At 35.4% G+C, this 18,352-nt stretch carries 15 protein-coding genes; 8 read left to right on the forward strand and 7 right to left on the reverse strand.

What is annotated here, in order from left to right:
* The first annotated feature begins 13 nt into the window (after positions 1–13).
* Positions 14–1,558, forward strand: coding sequence for an Rne/Rng family ribonuclease (locus tag EM308_RS06010; RefSeq protein WP_035634382.1), 1,545 nt, complete (start codon positions 14–16; stop codon positions 1,556–1,558).
* 126 nt (positions 1,559–1,684) lie between these two features.
* Here the strand turns inward: EM308_RS06010 and EM308_RS06015 are convergent, their stop codons facing one another.
* Together EM308_RS06015 and EM308_RS06020 are read right to left on the reverse strand one after the other, a co-directional pair.
* Positions 1,685–3,685 (reverse strand): M16 family metallopeptidase, encoded by a 2,001-nt coding sequence (locus tag EM308_RS06015; protein ID WP_035634385.1) that lies wholly within the window; start codon positions 3,683–3,685, stop codon positions 1,685–1,687.
* 54 nt (positions 3,686–3,739) lie between these two features.
* Complete coding sequence (locus EM308_RS06020) at positions 3,740–5,041, reverse strand: M16 family metallopeptidase (RefSeq protein WP_035634458.1); 1,302 nt, start codon at positions 5,039–5,041, stop codon at positions 3,740–3,742.
* 411 nt (positions 5,042–5,452) lie between these two features.
* Here EM308_RS06020 and rplU point away from each other — a divergent pair, with 411 nt between their 5' ends.
* Together rplU and rpmA are read left to right on the forward strand one after the other, a co-directional pair.
* Entirely contained in the window at positions 5,453–5,881 is a 429-nt protein-coding gene (gene rplU, locus EM308_RS06025) for a 50S ribosomal protein L21 (RefSeq protein WP_035634388.1), read from the forward strand.
* A gap of 22 nt (positions 5,882–5,903) precedes the next feature.
* A complete protein-coding gene (gene rpmA / locus EM308_RS06030) occupies positions 5,904–6,164 on the forward strand; it encodes a 50S ribosomal protein L27 (RefSeq protein WP_035634391.1) in 261 nt (86 codons plus the stop codon).
* A gap of 79 nt (positions 6,165–6,243) precedes the next feature.
* Here the strand turns inward: rpmA and EM308_RS06035 are convergent, their stop codons facing one another.
* From EM308_RS06035 to EM308_RS06050, 4 genes are all read right to left on the reverse strand, one after another.
* Positions 6,244–7,173, reverse strand: a complete 930-nt coding sequence (locus EM308_RS06035) for an alpha/beta hydrolase (RefSeq protein WP_035634394.1) — start codon at positions 7,171–7,173, stop codon at positions 6,244–6,246.
* The gene (locus tag EM308_RS06040) at positions 7,173–7,706 is read right to left on the reverse strand and encodes a hypothetical protein (RefSeq protein ID WP_070261797.1); all 534 of its coding nucleotides are present in this window, start codon (positions 7,704–7,706) and stop codon (positions 7,173–7,175) included. Before EM308_RS06040 ends, EM308_RS06035 begins: the two co-directional genes overlap by 1 nt.
* Positions 7,707–7,892: 186 nt before the next feature.
* Entirely contained in the window at positions 7,893–10,208 is a 2,316-nt protein-coding gene (locus tag EM308_RS06045; protein WP_231559977.1) for a patatin-like phospholipase family protein, read from the reverse strand.
* Positions 10,209–10,358: 150 nt separating this feature from the next.
* Entirely contained in the window at positions 10,359–11,462 is a 1,104-nt protein-coding gene (locus tag EM308_RS06050; protein ID WP_035634397.1) for a fatty acid desaturase family protein, read from the reverse strand.
* A gap of 512 nt (positions 11,463–11,974) precedes the next feature.
* Here EM308_RS06050 and EM308_RS06055 point away from each other — a divergent pair.
* A complete protein-coding gene (locus EM308_RS06055; protein WP_035634400.1) occupies positions 11,975–12,382 on the forward strand; it encodes a hypothetical protein in 408 nt (135 codons plus the stop codon).
* Positions 12,383–12,481: 99 nt separating this feature from the next.
* Here EM308_RS06055 and ahcY read toward each other — a convergent pair whose 3' ends face one another.
* On the reverse strand, positions 12,482–13,798 hold the full coding sequence (gene ahcY / locus EM308_RS06060) for an adenosylhomocysteinase (protein WP_035634402.1): 1,317 nt from the start codon (positions 13,796–13,798) through the stop codon (positions 12,482–12,484).
* A gap of 210 nt (positions 13,799–14,008) precedes the next feature.
* Between ahcY and EM308_RS06065 the strand changes: the two genes are divergently transcribed.
* From EM308_RS06065 to EM308_RS06080, 4 genes are all read left to right on the forward strand, one after another.
* Positions 14,009–14,665, forward strand: coding sequence for a 4'-phosphopantetheinyl transferase family protein (locus tag EM308_RS06065; RefSeq protein WP_035634463.1), 657 nt, complete (start codon positions 14,009–14,011; stop codon positions 14,663–14,665).
* Between the two features lie 211 nt (positions 14,666–14,876).
* Entirely contained in the window at positions 14,877–15,635 is a 759-nt protein-coding gene (locus tag EM308_RS06070) for a geranylgeranylglyceryl/heptaprenylglyceryl phosphate synthase (RefSeq protein WP_051877651.1), read from the forward strand.
* A gap of 6 nt (positions 15,636–15,641) precedes the next feature.
* On the forward strand, positions 15,642–16,277 hold the full coding sequence (pnuC, locus tag EM308_RS06075) for a nicotinamide riboside transporter PnuC (protein WP_035634405.1): 636 nt from the start codon (positions 15,642–15,644) through the stop codon (positions 16,275–16,277).
* Entirely contained in the window at positions 16,226–18,352 is a 2,127-nt protein-coding gene (locus EM308_RS06080; RefSeq protein WP_070261798.1) for a DUF4301 family protein, read from the forward strand. The genes pnuC and EM308_RS06080 overlap by 52 nt, the downstream gene beginning before the upstream one ends.

Below are 18,352 nucleotides of genomic sequence, written 5' to 3' on the forward strand. Positions count from 1 at the left end.
TAAAAATTTACAAATGAATAAAGAATTGATCATTCGATCTAGTTCAGACTTTGTGGATTTTGCCTTATTAAAAGATGGAAAACTAATTGAATTACACAAAGAAGAAGAGAAAAGCAACTTTCAGGTTGGCGATATTTTTATTGCAAAAATCAGGAAACCCGTTGCTGGACTTAACGCTGCTTTTGTAAATGTAGGCTTCGAGAAAGATGCCTTTTTACATTATCACGATTTAGGTCCTAACTTAACTTCCCAACTGAAATTCATAAAACTTGTAAGCGCAGGTAAAATAAAAGATTTCTCCCTAAAAAACTTTCAGTTTGAAAAAGAAATAGACAAGAACGGTACGATTACAGATGTAATAAGTGCCAATCAGTCTGTTCTGGTTCAAGTCGTAAAAGAACCAATTTCGACCAAAGGGCCGAGGATAAGCGCAGAGCTTTCCCTAGCCGGAAGATTTATTGTTTTGGTTCCGTTTTCTGACCGAGTTTCTATTTCGCAAAAAATAGAAGACAAAAAAGAAAAGGAACGCTTGAAACGTCTTGTACAATCAGTCAAACCAAAAGGATTTGGCGTTATTGTTCGCACAGTAGCCGAAGGCAAAAGCACAGTAGAATTAGAAAAAGATTTGCAGAACCTGCTAAGCAGATGGACTGCAATGTGTAAGAAATTACCAACTGCTCATCATCCTTCCAAAGTATTAGGAGAGCTCAACAGAGCTTCTTCAATATTGAGAGATGTATTTAATGATACTTTTAGTAGTATTCAGATTGATGATGAAGAGTTGTTCCACCAAACAAAGGATTACTTGCAAGAAATTGCACCATCCAAACAATCAATTGTTAAGTTCTATCAGTCCAAAGACACTCCGATTTTTGAGAAATTCAATATTGAGAGACAAATCAAGACTTCATTTGGGAAAACCGTTTCCATGAGTAAAGGGGCTTATCTGATTATTGAACATACCGAGGCTTTACACGTAATCGATGTAAACAGCGGAAATCGTTCTAATAAAGCTACCAATCAGGAAGATACGGCCATGGAAGTAAATATGATTGCAGCCGCCGAAATAGCAAGGCAATTACGCCTTCGTGATATGGGCGGAATCATAGTTGTTGATTTTATCGATATGTCGAATCCTGAAAATCGTAAAGTCCTGTTCGACTTCCTGCGGGAAGAAATGAGCGATGATAAAGCGAAACATAAAATCTTGCCACCGAGTAAATTTGGACTAGTCCAGATTACCAGACAAAGAGTAAGACCAGAAGTAAACATTAACACCAGAGAAGAAGATCCAAACAATGAAAATAAAGATATCGATGCACCGATATCAATCATTGATAAAATCGCTTCGGATCTGGAAGGAGTTTTAAAAACCCATAAAAAAGTTGTACTCAATGTACATCCGTTTGTGGCTGCATACCTCAGTAAAGGTTTTCCATCATTGCGTTCAAAATGGTTTTTTGAACACAAAAAATGGGTGAAAATCATACCGCGTGACGCTTACACGTATTTAGAATACCATTTCTACGATACTAAGGGAAATGTTATCAAAGAATAAAACAAAAACCGTCTCGTTTTTTAACTTGACGGTTTTTTTGTGCCTTAAAATGAATGCTGAATTTTATTATAGGGCTGTAGAGACGTTGCAGTGCAACGTCTCTACAAAGCAAATATATAAGGGAGATTATTGAAAATCGGTATCGTTTACCCCTTCATTGATTTTGATTTCAGATATTTTAATATCAAGTTCAATACCTATGTTTTGAATGATACTAAAAGGAAATTTAATGTTTTTTACTTCTTTATAGTCGCCAAAATGGGTAGAGGCGATAATTGGTTCTCCGTCCTGATCAATTGTTTTGAATTCGGCTAGTTTTAGTCCTGTTTCTGTATCGTAGAAATAAGTAGTTTTGCCATTAATGATAGCAAAAGCATCTTTCCCGTCGATAGCTTCAATTCGGTCAATTTTCAGATTTGGATTTTTGACTAAAAGAATTTCTTCAAATGGAATTGCCGATGCTCTCATTTCGGCCAACTCTTCGCCTTCAAAATCATGGCGTTGTCCTTGCTCAATGCTGTAGGCTCTTTTTGGGCTAATCACCTGTTTCATTAGGCTCATGGATCCCATTGTGATTTCGACCAATGAATTACCGTTGGTGTCTGTTTTTGAAATATAAGTAAGTGGTGCGGGAGCTTGTGGAATCGAAGTTGAACCAATCATGCTGATTGATTCTGCAGTTTGAATCGCTTTTTCTCCTCCAATTGCATTGATATAATTTTCAAACACAATTTTGGCGGTGATGTCTTTTGGGATTTCTTTGTTTAAAATCGGTTTTTCCAAAGGATTTCCGTATCGGTCAAAATAAAACATCGGAATTTTTAGTTTTTCCAAATTAGGAATAATTTCAGATCCTTTGCCAACAATCACAATCCGAATATTATCAATTAAGAAATAGCTGTTGGCAACGCGCAGTATGTCGTCGGCGGTTACGCTATTGATGGTTTGGATGTATTTCTCATAAAAATCGGCGGGTAATTTTTCGGTTTCAATGTTTAAAGCGTATCGGGCAACGGCCTGAGGCTTTTCAACCTGCATCACAAATCTGCCGATATAGCCGGCTTTTACAGTTGCAAGCACTTCATCAGTTACTTTTTCTGTCCGGATTCGTTTGATTTCTTTGATGAATTCTACAACTGCACTGTGGGTAACGGCGTTTCTCACGGCAGATTTTGCAAAGAATTTAGAAGTATATTTTCCAACTCCCACATTCGATCTTGCGCCATAGGTCCAGCCGTGTTCTTCCCGTAAATTCATGTTTAGATAGCTGTTGAAATCGCCTCCCAAAATTTGATTGGCAATTACTGTAGGAAAAAAATCAGGGTCACCCATTTTTAAATTTAGGGTATTCACCAATGTTATTTCTGATTGAACTGCATTGGGAACATCCACAAAATTTATTTGGAGATTTGAAACATTTACCGGGTTTTCATAGGGCGTTTTTGGGGTTGTTTTTTTCTCCCAAGAACCAAATAACTTTTCTATAGCTGCTTTTGCATTTTCATATTTGACATCGCCAATAATTACTAAATAGGCATTTTCGGGAACGAAGTAGTTTTTGTAATTGTTTTCTACATCGGCAAGTGTTATGTTGTTTAAAGTTTCCTCGGTCATGAACTCTCCCGTAGGATGGTTTTTTCCAAAGGCCAAAACATCGACAATCCTATTGGCTATCGCAGGAACACTTTTTTCCTCGGCTTTCATTCCTTCGATTAATTTGGCTCTTTCTTTTTCAAATTCTTCTTGAGTAAAATTGGCATGTAAGACACCTTCGGCCATTAATTCGAGAATGCGGTAGCCATATTTGGAGATTGAATTTGCGGTTGCTCCGTGAGAACTGAAATTAATCTCGGCTCCCAAAAAGTCAATTTCTTCGTGAAAATCGATTTTGCTTCTTTTTTTACTTTCGTTTCCTATTAGGTTTCCGGTTAATTCATCAACGCCTTTTTTGTTTCCTTCAGTAAAAGGTGCATTGTCCAGACTTAGGTTGAAGGATACTCTTGGTAATTTATGGTTTTCTACGACCAATACTTTCATGCCGTTTGATAAAACAAAGGTTTTCGGTTTTTTGATATTGATAATAGGAGATTTTCCGGGTTTGGGTTGCGTTCGGTTTGTAGCTTGCATAGTTCCTGATGATAATGAAAGGATGAATACTGTGTTTTTTACGATGCCAGCTTTTTAATTGTGACTTTTTGCAGGGATGTAGTCCAAAAGTAAGCGTTGATTAGGATTTAGGTATTTGCGGGCTACTTCACGAATTTCTTCTCGTGTAATAGAATGGTACAGTTCGATTTCGGTATTGATAAGGTTGATGTCTTTGTATAATAGGTAATAGGAAGCAAGATTGTTGGCAATTCCTTCGATGGTTGCATTGCTGTTTACAAAGTTGTTATCGAATTTGTTTTGCAGTTTTTGATAATCTTTTTCAGAAATTAAATCGGTTTGGATTTTAGTGATTTCTTCGTCTATTTCTACTAATATATCATCAATGCTGAAATCGGCCATGGGTAATCCATATACAATGTACATTCCGTAATCTTCCTGACTGAAACCTACTGCTCCTATTTGAAGAGCCATTTTTTTGTCGTCCACCACTTTTTTGTACAATCGGGAACTTTTACCGTCGCTCAGATAAGAAGATATTAAATCCAATACTCTTGCGTCTCTGCTTTTCATTGATGGAGTGCGGTAGCTCGCAATCAACATCGGGATTTGGATGTTTGGATCTTCGTAAGTTGCTTTGATGGTTTGGGTAATCGGTTCTTCCGAATATGTTTTCTTAGGAGCAATCACGCCTTTTTGTATTGATCCAAAGTATTTTTGAATCCATTCTTTGGTTTGTTTTTCTTCAAAATCGCCGGCTACCACCAAAACAGCATTGTTAGGTAAATAGAATTTTTTGTTGAATTCCTGAAATTCTTCAAGGGTTGCGGCGTCTATGTGTTCCATAGAGCCAATGGTTGTCCATCGGTACGGATGATTTTTGAACATGTTTTCTTTTACCGCCGCAAGAATGTTTCCGTAAGGTCTATTGTCGTAACTTGTTCTTTTTTCTTCTTTTACGACTTCGTTTTGGGTGTCAACTCCAATTTGGTTGATAATAGGGTGCAACATTCTTTCGGATTCCATCCAAAGTCCTAATTCCAGATTGTTGGAAGGGAATATTTCGTAATAATAAGTTCGGTCATCGGTAGTGTTGGCGTTATTGGTTCCTCCATTCGAAGTTACAATCTTAAACCATTCGCCTCTTTTGATGTTTTCGGTTCCTTCAAAAAGTAAATGTTCAAAAAAGTGAGCAAAACCAGTTCGGTCAGGGTTTTCATCTTTGGCACCCACATGATACATGACAGATGTAATTACAACGGGGGCAGAGGCATCATGGTGCAAAATAACATGCAAGCCATTGTTTAAATCGTACTCCTCGAAAACTACTTTTTGAGCCAAAGCCATTTCTCCTAGTGTTAATGTGGTTCCTGACATTGTTATTTGTTTATTTGTTATATCATTTTTTTGTTGGGACAAAAATACTCTATTTATCCCAAAATCTGCATTTGATTATATTTCGCAAAGAAACACAAAGAATTCGCAAAGTTCCGCGAAATTTCTAAAGTCACTTTCACGAAGACACTTTTTCTTTGCGAATCTTCGTGTTACCTCTGAGTCTCTTTGTGAAATTTATTCTTATTGCTTATTCTGGGTTTACTCTGTATAAAGTAATCAAATTCTGCATTGAGGCTGTCCGGGTTTTATTTTGTCGTATCGATGGAACTGTTTGAAAAATAGATAGAAACGATAGTTTGAAATGTTATGAAATATTTTTTTGGTAAAGGATTGCGAGGTAAATATTTAATCGTATATTTGCAACCTTAAAAATTATAAAAACAATTCAGTATGTATGCAATCGTAGAGATAGCAGGGCAACAGTTTAAAGTAAGCAAAGACCTAAAGGTTTACGTTCACCGTTTGGCAAATGAAGAAGGATCAAAAGTTTCTTTTGATAAAGTTTATTTGGTAGACGATAACGGATCAATCACAATAGGCGCCCCAGCTATAGAAGGTGCTTCAGTAGAAGCTAAAGTGTTACAACACTTAAAAGGAGATAAAGTAATCGTTTTCAAAAAGAAAAGAAGAAAAGGATACAAAAAAAGAAACGGTCACAGACAATATCTTTCTCAAATTGTAATTGAAGGTATTACTGTTGGAGGTGCTCCTAAAAAAGCAGCTGCAAAAAAAGCGACAGTTGAAGCAACTACAGAAGAAGCAGAAGCTCCTAAAGTAAAAAAAGCTCCTAAAGCTAAAAAAGAAGATACACAAGAATAATAACAAAATAAACTAGTACGTCATGGCTCACAAGAAAGGTGTCGGTAGTTCCAAGAATGGTAGAGAATCAGAATCGAAACGTTTAGGCGTTAAGATTTTTGGTGGTCAAGCAGCTATTGCAGGGAACATCATCGTAAGACAAAGAGGTTCAAAACATAACCCAGGTGAAAACGTTTACATCAGTAAAGATCATACTTTACATGCAAAAGTTGATGGAGTTGTTGTTTTCCAAAAGAAAAGAGATAACAAATCTTATGTATCTATTCTTCCATTCGAAGCATAATCATAAAGGTTCTCTATAAATTACAAAACCCGTTTCGAAAGAAACGGGTTTTTTGTTTTAAGATGTTCTGTTGTTTTAATTAATTTAGTTTGTTAGCTATTTGATTAAATGCGTCTAGTTGATTGGCGTGTTGTAAAGTCGTGACGTTGGATCGCAAGCTTAATCTTGTAAATACATGAATATCAGAATCCATTAATTGCACATCAATCGGAGCCCCTGTACTTGTTTTTAAACCTTTGTAGATTAATACGGTACTAGTTGTGCTCGCAACGGGATCATGCAGAGAATGGAACACCTTCAAGTAGGTTTCAGTTGGAAGCTTAATTTCGTCTTCTAAGCCTTTACGTACAACCTTCATCACGTCATTAAGTTCGTTGATTGTTTGATAGGGTCTAAAACGATACCAATATTTATTTTCTTCTGAGGTTTGATCTGATTCAGCATAAACAATCATTGGGCCAATAATGCCAACAATAGATTGAAGTTTGCTGGAAGAAACTACTATTGGATCAATTAAAAATAAATTTTTTGGTGGCAGATGGGTGTTAAAATAACCTGATTTTACTAATTCCAGAATTAATGTCCCTCCTGTTGAAGAACCGGCAATACTTATTTTAGTGTAGCCAAGTGCTATTAGTTTTTCATATTCTTCGGTGATGGCAGATTGCCAGTCTTCCCATTTTGAGGCTTTAAAAGAATCGTAATCCCTGCCGTGTCCGTCTAGTAAAACTTGTGAAATTCGGTAGGTAGATTCGTTTGACCAATCTTTAAATTCCTGCCATTCGAAAGTGGTGGCAGAATAGCCGTGAACAACTAATATAATATGTTTGCTTAAATCTTCGGGTGTTGGATTAGGGTATTTAGCCGATACTAAAAATTGCTCAGGATTATATAATGAAGGATCAAAGATGACTTTGCCATCGAGCAAATCATCTGTAATGGTTGGTGCGCTACATGAGTAGAATAAAGCCATAATAGCGAATAGGAAAAATAGGTTTGATTTATTCATTAGGTATGTTTTTTGAACAACGTATAATAAATGTCAAGATGAAAGTATAGCGGTTGTAAAGTTCCTGGTGAATAGCCTTCTTTTTCTGTAATAATATAATATCCAATACCGAAATTTAAAGAGACTGGCACTTGTGGTATATTGTAGGTGAAGCCAATTTCGGGGGAAAAAAGAAAGGCGGTATTTGGAATTTCATCGAAAATTTCCTCTTCTAAATCCGAGTAAAAATAGCCCACATTCAATCGGGTGACAAAATGATAAGGTCTGCTTTTGTTGAATTGCCAACTCCCAGAAAAGATGTAATTGTCTTGTTTGATGGCGTTTGAATTATAGGCTGATCCTAAACGGGAAGTTACATAGTCAAACCCGATGAAAAATTGATCAGGTTTGAATTTTGCAAAAGAATACTGGGCCGAAAAGCCATTTTCCCAATACATTTCTTGAGTCTTTTGAAAGCGTCCACCTAATTTGAGGGTTTGGGCTTGGGAGATAATGGTGCATAATATCAACGAAACTAGAATTGTCTTTTTCAATAGAAGTGGTTTGTGTTAATATTTGAAAATGAACTTTTTGGTTAATCAGGTGTAAATTACGTAATTTATTAAACAATAGCGGTTTATTGTGAGAATAGTTTAAAATGAGCCTAATTGTGTAGATTTAATATCTATTACTATAGGCTTTTATTCGGTGTTCGTTTTGTGCAGAAGTGGGCGTTAGTTTTAAGGATTGAATGAGTACCCAACACTAAAAAATAATCGTGTTTTGTGAACATTGTTTATCCATGACGTATCAAAATGAATTGGACCTAAGATCGACTGGTAGGAAACAGCAGCACCTCCAGATATTACAAAGCTCGGTTCAGTGTTTTGATCCCAATTTCCTTTTGGAGAAAAAGCCTTATCTACGTATTCGTTAAAATTACCAAAACCAACTGTTGCCATATTGAAATGAGGGGTTAAATAAATTTTACCGAAAGGATTTATTTGAGCTCCAAGTTTTACTCCCATAAATTGGGTTACGTTGAGCTCGTCTTCATGTAATCCGGGAAATGTAAAGCGATTGCTTCCTGAAATAGGGATGATGCCTCCTAAGAAATATTTTGCTCCATAACCAAAATCCGAAAAGGAAACTTGATTGTTTTTTAATTTGTCTTCAAAAATAAAATTGGCATCAAATCCGATCATTCCGGTTATTTTCTTTTTTAATGGCATCCTTTTTTCATAACCAAAACCAAATTTGGTAAAACCATTAGTATTACTCGAAATTGACGGTAAGTTTGGATCAGAGTACGATGCTTGTATATCAGTTATTATCGAATGGCTAATGTTGGTCTTTAGAATCGTTCCGCTGGTAGCAAAGAAAACTTTGTCCATATCGTTAAAGTAATAATGCATGTTTATTTCGACATTGTTTAAATTGTAGTTTACAAGCGAAAATACATTGGGATTGTATTCGGGATCGTATCTAGGTTTTAATTCGGTGTAGCCATAGTTTAAGCCAAAACCTGCATAGCTGTTCAGTGAATTTATGTTTTTGTTAAATTCATTATTAAATTCAAAAGCATTATAGAGCATATTATCTGCAGAATTTCCATTAATGAAAATTTCCTGTCTTAGGAATGCCCCGTAGAGTTCAGAGCCCCACCACCAATCTTTCTTTTTGCCAAAATTTTTCTGAAAATCGATTCTGGCTTTTGGCTGTTCTGCAATATCTGCGGTAACAAGCAAGCGAGATGATTCTGCAATTACATTTCGGGCGGTGTAATTTAGAATTATACCAACACCCCTATAAGTGTCATAATGTAAAGAGGCGTTCAGTTGGTTTTTTGGATATTCAACTCCATTCAAAATTATCCCTAATTTGTCTTTATCGGTTAAAAAATAATTATAGGTTATTTGGCTAAAAAGATTAGTTCCCATAGCTCTGTTAACGCCTTCGATTAAATCTTTGGTATTGTATTTTGTGTTTGTTTTAATGTTGGTTCTCGCAGTTACCAACGGTAAGTTTTCTTTACTGATGTTGTTGTAGACAAGAGTATCAATAACGAACTCATTGGGTGTATTGGGGAGTTTGTGTGTTCTTTGAGGGTATTTTTTTAGTTTTTCTGCCAATTCTATCAAAGCGGGAAGATTTTGTTCGGCAGCTATTTTACCGTCTTTGTAGATTTCGTGGCTTTCTGCAAAGTCAGCGGTCGAAAAGCGTAGATTTGGTAGGTGATCAACCAAAATATTGCAGAGCGCACGATTATCTGGATTTTTAATATTGCTAGGGAACATACTGGTTTGCATTAAAACCGTCGCAAAATTGTTCAGTTTTTCTTTGGGTTCCATCCCGCCACCTACATCGCTCCCAATAATGATGTCGGCGCCCATTTGTTTGGCAATATCTGTGGGGAAGTTATTCATTACTCCGCCATCGACCAAGACTGTTTTTTCATAAGGCATGGGCTTGAAAACGGCAGGAAGAGACATACTGGCTCTCATGGCAAAAGCTAGGCTGCCTTTGCTTAAAACAACTTCTTTACCTTCGACCAAATCGGTTGCCATTGCTCGAAACGGTATTGATAAGTTGTCAAAATCTTTGACGTTGTAAACAGGATAGGTCAATTCAAAAAGATATTCTCTTAAATTTTGATCGCTTAATATCGAACCAACACTATTGGGTTTTCCATCTTTGATTCCGATACCAGCTAAATATCGTTGGTATTCTCTTTTTTCTTCTACGCTAACATTTTTTAGAGACAGTCCGCCACCAAGTATTTTATCCCAATCAATATGTTTGGTAATACTTGCGATGCTGTCGCCAGAATATCCCATGGCATATAGTCCGCCTATGATGCTTCCCATGCTGTTTCCGACAATGAGGTCTGGAACAATGTGGAGTGAGTCCAATTTTTGTAAAAGTGGTATATGCGCAACTCCTTTGGCACCACCTCCACTTAATACCAATACGACTTTTGGTTTTTTATCTTGTGCAAAAGTGATTTGACTTACAATAAAAAAAGTAAATAAGATGAAGGACAGATTTCTTTTCAAAACTTTAGGTTTAAGGTTGGAGATTCGTGGGGAAATCGGTTGGTTTTATTTTAATAAATACTAAGATATTGAAAATTATGTTTTTAAAAAACTGTAAAAGGGTTTATTTATTAAATGAATATAAAAGTTGAAGGCTGGTTCGCTTGTTTTTCATAATTCAGATGAATGGAATATGGAATCAGATTGACGGGAATTCTTTAATAATAAATAATGTGATTTTATTGCGTTCAAGACAGGCCTGCATGTGTATGGGAGATCGTTCTCCTTAGCATATTTGCTTATTATAGGTGTAATTTTTGGGTAATAAGTATGTCCAACCGTAGGGAATAAGTGATGTGCAACATGATGGGTAAATCCGCCATAAAGAAAGTCAAACACAGGATTACCGGCATTAAAATCTTTGGTAACCATCAATTGATGTTTTGCCCAGGTAATGTCCATTTTGCCATCCATGGGAGGTAATGGGAAATGCGCTGTTTCATCGGCATGGGTTGATACTAAGGCTATAACTCCAAACAAACTTGAGGTTAGGTGCATCACAATCCAAGCCGAAAAAATGGTTTCGAAAGATTGTTCCAAAACCCAATAAGGAATAACAAGCATATAAAACAGATTGAAAAATTTGGAAGCAAAAAGTTTTACATATTCTATGGTTGGAATAGTGTAAATTCTTTTCAAATAGTTGTCTTTGGTTCCAAAAAAATCTTTAAAATCCCTGATGTATAGCCAAATTAAGGTGTAAAACGGGTATAGAAACCACATATAGATATGTTGGTATTTATGGAATTTGTAGAGAGGGCTATTCGGGAAAATGCGTACAACATCGCTTTGTTTTACATCGCAATCCCAATTCTGAATATTTGGATAGGGATGATGCAACTGCAGATGGCGTTGAATCCAGATTTCGCTGTTTGTTCCAAAAAAATCAACTACATAACAAAAAATCCGATTTTGTTTTTTGGTAGCAAAAAGAGCTCCGTGGCTGGCATCGTGAAAAGGATTTACAAAGATAAGAATCATGGAAATTCCCATAATGATATAAATTGAAAACAATAGAATTGTATTGTTTCCAAATGCTAAAATGCAAGAGTAGGAAACCAAAAACAAGGCTAAAAGGCTTAGCGCTTTTATGATGTTTTTGTGTTGAAGTTTTTTATCTTTTAGTACTTTTTCTTGTACCTCTTTAGCAAGCTTTTTGAAAAAATCATCTTTGCTGGCACGAAGAAACTGTGGCTTTAGTCCAATGTCGCTCATACATTAACAATTTCAGATTAACATCAAATTTAATACGTAAAATTATTTAAAAAAAGTGTTTGGTGTTAATTGTTAGGCTTTTAAGATATTTTTTTCTAGTCAGAGCAGATTAATCTTGCATAAATACAGGTGAGCTAAAGCTGAATTTTTGAATCACTAATCTAAAATCAACAATTAAGTATCTGTATTATTTCGGTTTGAATTAACCTAGAACTTTAAAATCAATACTGTAGTTTAATCTAGATGAAATGTTCCCGATTCAAAGTTTAATTTGGTTTTCTGTCTCCTTTTTTTTGTTTTGAAATTGGTTTCTTTTTTTTGAAATCTAGAATGGGTTAAGTGGTTTTTGTTGTAAACCTGTTTTCTTGCTAGGTGTAATATGAATGAATAAGTTGATAATTTATTTGTTTTCTTTCATTTAGTCTAATTTATTGGTTGTTAGTCTAATAGTGTTGTAAAAGCAGTTTTGATAAGATTTTCTTCTATAACTTTAAGAATGAAAATATTAGAATATGAAAACAACACTCCTAGTTTTTTTATGGTCTTTCTCCTTAATTGCTCAAATTGATGTTAAGCAAGACAAACTAGCACATTTTGGAGCAGGAGCTTTGGTGTCTTCATTGTCTTATGTAGTAATTTATAAACATACAAAAAGCGCTCCAAAGTCACTTCTTTATTCAACGGCATGTGCTTTTTTAGTTGGCACAGCCAAGGAGTGTTATGATATTAAACATGGGAGGGAAGGTTTTGGTGTCGAAGACTTGTTGGTTACCACATTTGGAGGATTTGTGACAAGCTCATTCATTACAATAGCGATAAAGGATAAAGGAAAGCAGAAGCAATTGGAAAAGATAAAGGAATTCAAGAAAGAAGAACAACAGCCTATTGAAATTCCATTGGCTGTCAGAACGGAAAAATAGGTTGAAATTGTGGAAAAGTAGTTGTTGATTTAATTCCATAAAAAAAGCCCTCACAGGAATGTGAGGGCTTTGCTATTTAGAGTCTGATAACCAATAATACTAGTATCTGTAATATTCTGGTTTGAATGGACCTTCAACTTCAACACCAATGTAAGCTGCTTGATCTGGACGTAATGTTTCCAATTCAACACCTAATTTAGCTAAGTGTAAGGCAGCTACTTTTTCATCCAAGTGTTTTGGTAACATATACACTTCGTTTTTGTAAGCAGCGCTGTTTTTCCATAATTCGATTTGAGCCAAAGTTTGGTTTGTAAATGAGTTACTCATCACAAAACTTGGGTGACCTGTAGCACAACCAAGGTTTACCAAACGACCTTCAGCCAAAATAATAATGTCTTTTCCAGCGATAGTGTATTTGTCAACTTGTGGTTTGATTTCGATTTTTGAAGCACCGTGGTTTTTGTTCAACCAAGCCATGTCAATTTCGTTATCGAAGTGTCCGATGTTACAAACGATAGTCTTGTCTTTCATTTTTTCGAAATGAGAACCCAAAACAATGTCTTTGTTTCCAGTTGTAGTGATGATAATATCAGCATTGGCAACAACAGTGTCTAATTTTTTAACTTCATAACCGTCCATTGCAGCTTGCAAAGCACAAATTGGGTCAATTTCGGTAACAGTTACGATAGAACCTGCACCTCTAAAAGAAGCAGCAGTTCCTTTTCCTACGTCACCATATCCGCAAACAACTACTCTTTTTCCAGCCAACATAACATCAGTTGCACGACGAATAGCATCTACAGCTGATTCTTTACATCCGTATTTGTTGTCAAATTTTGATTTAGTAACCGAGTCGTTTACGTTGATAGCAGGCATTGGTAATGTTCCAGCTTTTACTCTTTCGTACAATCTGTGAACACCAGTTGTAGTTTCTTCAGATAATCCTTTGATTCCCGCAACTAATTCTGGGTAGCGGTCGATAACCATATTTGTTAAATCTCCACCGTCGTCAAGAATCATGTTCAATGGTTTTCTATCTTCACCAAAGAATAAAGTTTGCTCGATACACCAATCAAAAGACTCTTCGTCAAGACCTTTCCAAGCATAAACTTGAATTCCGGCAGCAGCAATAGCAGCGGCAGCCTGATCTTGTGTAGAGAAAATGTTGCAAGAAGACCAAGTTACTTCTGCACCAAGAGCGATTAATGTTTCGATCAAAACGGCAGTTTGAATCGTCATGTGCAAACATCCTGCAATACGGGCACCTTTAAGTGGTTGCTCTTCTTTGTATTCCGCACGAAGCGCCATTAATCCTGGCATTTCAGCTTCTGCTAGTTCAATCTCTTTTCTTCCCCAGGCAGCCAGAGAAATGTCTTTTACCTTGAATGCCACGTAAGGCGTAGTCGTTGTGCTCATTTATAGTATATTTGTATTGTAAAAATTTTTGCAAAATTACGTAATAAGTTTAGAAAAAAAAAGGATTTAAGATTGTAGATTAACGATTTAAGAGTTAACGAATTATAATTTCATAATTGCTTCGATTTTGTTGTGCTTTTGAAATTGTTTTTTGAGAGAATACTTAAAAATCTAAAATCAGCAATCAAAAATCAGCAATCAAAAATCGCAATGCCGTTATACAAAACCATAACTTTAAATCCTTCCACCAAAATCTTCGTTTGGGAAATAACTGAATCTTATCAGGAGCTTTTTGAGGCGGTCGTTCTCAATGAAAGTAACCTGAACCGACTGAATTGTATGAAATCAGAAATTCACCAACGTGCTTTTTTGAGTGTTCGTAAATTGCTTCAACATTCCGGGTATACGGATTTTGATTTGTATTATGATGAATTTGGAAAACCACATTTGTACGACGGAAATCATATTTCGATTACACATTCTCATCAATTTTCTGCCATTATTTTAAGTGATAAAGTTGTTGGAATTGATATTGAATTGCAAAGGGAAAAAATCATCCGAATTGCAGATAAATTTGCGGACTCCGAGTTTACCTTTTTGAATTCTGATGAAAAAACAGAATTCATCAGGAAACTGACTGTGATTTGGGGTGCCAAAGAAGCTATTTTTAAAATTAGAAACGAAAAAGGAATCAGTTTTAGGGATCATATTAAAGTAAAAGCCTTTGAAATGAAAGACAAGCGAACTCAAACCGAACTTCATTTTGACAGCATAATCAGGGATTTTATTATTTGTTTTGAGGAATTCAAATCAACTGACCGTAATGATTTGGAACAAAATTTTACACTTGTTTACGCATTTGAATAGAGAATTTCCTGAAAGCCACAAATTCACGAATTAATAAATTCGAATTTTCTTTTGATTGCACTAATTTATTTAAGAGCAGAATAAATTCGTGAAAGCTTAGAGTTTAAATTTTGATAAATAATTTGTGAATTTGTGGCATGAAAAGAGCACTAAATAATTTTAAATCTTTGTGTAGCTTTGTGGTTCCTTAGCGAATCTCCGTGTAAACCTTATGATGAAAATTTACGATGCCATAGTTCAGGCTAAAACTGAAAACCGAAAATTACTTGCGATTCTTCTGGATCCTGACAAAATTGTTTGGGAAAATTTAGGGTATTTGATTCAAAAGATTTATCAATCGCCGGCAACACATATTTTTATTGGCGGAAGCCATGTTCAAAATAATATTTTGGATGAATTGATAGTACGTTTAAAGCAAAAGGGGGATTTGCCAATTGTCCTTTTTCCGGGGAATCCTTCTCAGATTTCGGATAATGCTGATGCGATTTTATTTTTGTCTTTAATTTCTGGACGAAATCCAGATTATTTGATAAAACATCAGGTCGAAGCAGCTCCGATTTTGAAGAAAACTCAGCTCGAAATTATTTCAACGGGATATATTTTGATTGAAAGCGGTAGTGAAACTGCAGTTGCGAGAGTAAGTAACACCAAACCATTGGACAGAAATAATCCCGATTATGCGGAGCATACTGCGCAGGCGGGAGAGATGTTGGGGCATAAACTTATTTATCTCGAAGCAGGAAGCGGTGCCAAAAAGGCGGTTCCTTTAGAAATGATAAAAAAAGTGTCAGATAATATTGAAATTCCTCTGATTGTTGGCGGAGGAATTATAGATTTGCGGGGTATTCAAAAGGCGCATGAAGCCGGAGCCGATTTGGTAGTTATCGGAACTGCTTTTGAAAATGATGCTGAATTTTTTGAGAATCACAATTATACATCCAAAATCATTAATCGCCATTCAGAAATCTAAAATCAAATGATAGACTATTTTTTTGCCCAATACAAAGGTTATCCAATTCACGAAGTGTATTTGGAATTGATTGCTGTTTTTTTTGGACTTTGGAGTGTTTGGTGCGCTAAGAAAGATAATATTTGGGTTTTTCCAACGGGATTAATTAGTACATCTATATATGCTTATTTGCTTTGGAAATGGAGTTTGTTGGGTGATTCGATGATTAATGTCTATTATTTCATTATGAGTATTTATGGATGGTACCACTGGACGAGAAAAAAAGGAGATATTGATGAATTTCCAGTTTCGGTGACGACTAAAACGGAAAAAATGATGTCGTCCATTATTTTTGTATTAACTCTCGTTTTTGTAATTATAGTATATCTTTATTTTGATAAATTTACAAGTTGGTATTCGTATGTGGACACTCTTTTGACTGCAATATTTTTTGTGGGAATGTGGCTGATGGCCAGAAGGAAAATTGAAAATTGGATCTTTTGGATTGCCGGTGATTTGCTTTCGATACCGCTTTATTTTGCAAAAGGCTATACCTTTACCAGTTTTCAATACATAGTATTTACAATTATTGCCGTTTATGGCTATTTAGAATGGAAGAAAATCTTGAACAGCTCCCAAAATCTGGAGCTAAGCCAATTATAAAAATTGCCATATTTGGTCCCGAATCTACAGGGAAAACCACATTGGCCACACAACTTGCCGAATATTACAAAACGGTTTGGGTTCCCGAGTTTGCGCGCGATTATCTACAGGAAAAGCTAGATAGTGGTCGTGGTATTTGCGATATTGATGATATGTTGCCGATTGCTTATGGACAAACCAAATTGGAAAATGAGAGTGCGCTAATTGCCAATAAATATCTTTTTTGTGATACCAATTTATTGGTTACCAAAGTGTTTTCGGAATTGTATTATAATTTTTGTGATTCGCTATTGGACAAAGCAGCCCGAGCTCATCAATATGATTTGTTTTTTCTGACAAATATTGATGTGCCATGGGAAGACGATGGTCTTAGGGACAGTCCTGAAGGAAGAGAAACTGTTTTTGAGGTATTCAAGCAGTCGTTGATTGATAATAAAAAACCTTTTATTACGATTTCTGGCGATAAAGAAACCCGTTTGAAAAGAGCTGTAGCAATTATTGAAGATTTGACAACGGCTTTGCAGATAGGGTTTACTTCTTTTGATTTTTTGCAAATTCATGAACGTGGTATTTCGCTGGAAAATATAAAAAGACAACTTGAGATTTTTGAAAAAGGGATTCAAAAATGTGTTTTGGTTGATCCAGCAACTGTAAATAACGGAATTTTAAAATTGTCTGATGCGGATTTTGAAGAAAAAGTTCGGTTTTTTGATGCGGAGAAATCAAAATTAAAACTGAATAAATTCGTTCCAGCTTCTGGGGCTGCATCAAGGATGTTTAAATTCCTGATGACTTTTTTGAATGAATTTAATTTCGGAAATGAAAGTATCAATGCCTATATTAATAGAAAAAAAGATCTTGAATTAGCTCTTTTTATTATCGGAATAGATAAATTTCCTTTTTTTGAAACGCTAGGTAAAAAATTAAAGAAGATTTATCCCGATTTTGATACATTGGAACGTGATTATAAATATTATTATTTTATAAAAACCCTTCTGTCTCCAGAATATTTTGATTTTGCCAATAAGCCAAAAGGAATCCTTCCTTTTCATAAGTATGAAACCCATATAGCAGCTCCTATTCAAGAGCATTTACAAGAGTGTGTTCATTATGCTTCTTCAGATAATCAATCCCATTTACATTTAACGGTTTCTGAAAATCATCAAAAGCTATTTGAAAAAATTATTGAGACTATAAAAGGGGAAATTGAGACGGAATCAAATTCAACTATTACTGTTAGTTATTCTTATCAAAAGAAAGAAACCGATACCATTGCGGTGGATCTTAACAATAAACCTTTTCGTGATGAAAAGGGAATGTTGGTTTTTAGACCCGGAGGCCACGGTGCTTTGATTGGAAATCTAAATACGATTGATGCCGATGTTGTTTTTGTTAAAAATATTGACAATGTAAGTCAAAATAACATTAAGGAGATTTCTTTTTACAAAAAAGCTTTAGCCGGTGTTTTGATTGAGTTACAATACCAGATTTTTGGATTTTTAAATGCATTGGATAAAGATGAAATCGCTTCGGAAAAAATAAATGAAATTTTAGTCTTTCTGAAAAAACAGTTGAATATTGAGATGAAGGACTATTTTCATAAATTCAAGTTGGAGAACCAAGTCAGTGAACTAAAAGAAATACTGAATAGACCTATCAGGGTTTGTGGAATGGTTAAAAATGAAGGAGAACCTGGTGGTGGACCATTTTGGGTAAAAGGAAACGAAGGAAGATTAACCTTGCAGATTGTGGAAACTTCACAAGTGGATTTGAATAATGAAATGCAATTGAAAATACTTGGGAATGCTACTCATTTCAACCCAGTAGATTTGGTTTGTGGATTGAAGAATTATAAAAACGAACAATTCGACCTGAGCGAATTTGTCGATCACGATAGCGGTTTTATAGTGCATAAAAATAGTGGTGGTGTAGAAGTGAAATCCTATGAATTACCTGGTTTGTGGAATGGGGCCATGGCGAATTGGTTGACAGTTTTTGTAGAGGTTCCTTTGCTTACTTTCAGTCCTGTAAAAACCGTAAATGACTTATTAAAGCCCGAACATCAACCTTTATAA

It is taken from the genome of Flavobacterium gilvum (genome assembly GCF_001761465.1).
GTDB lineage: Bacteria > Bacteroidota > Bacteroidia > Flavobacteriales > Flavobacteriaceae > Flavobacterium > Flavobacterium gilvum.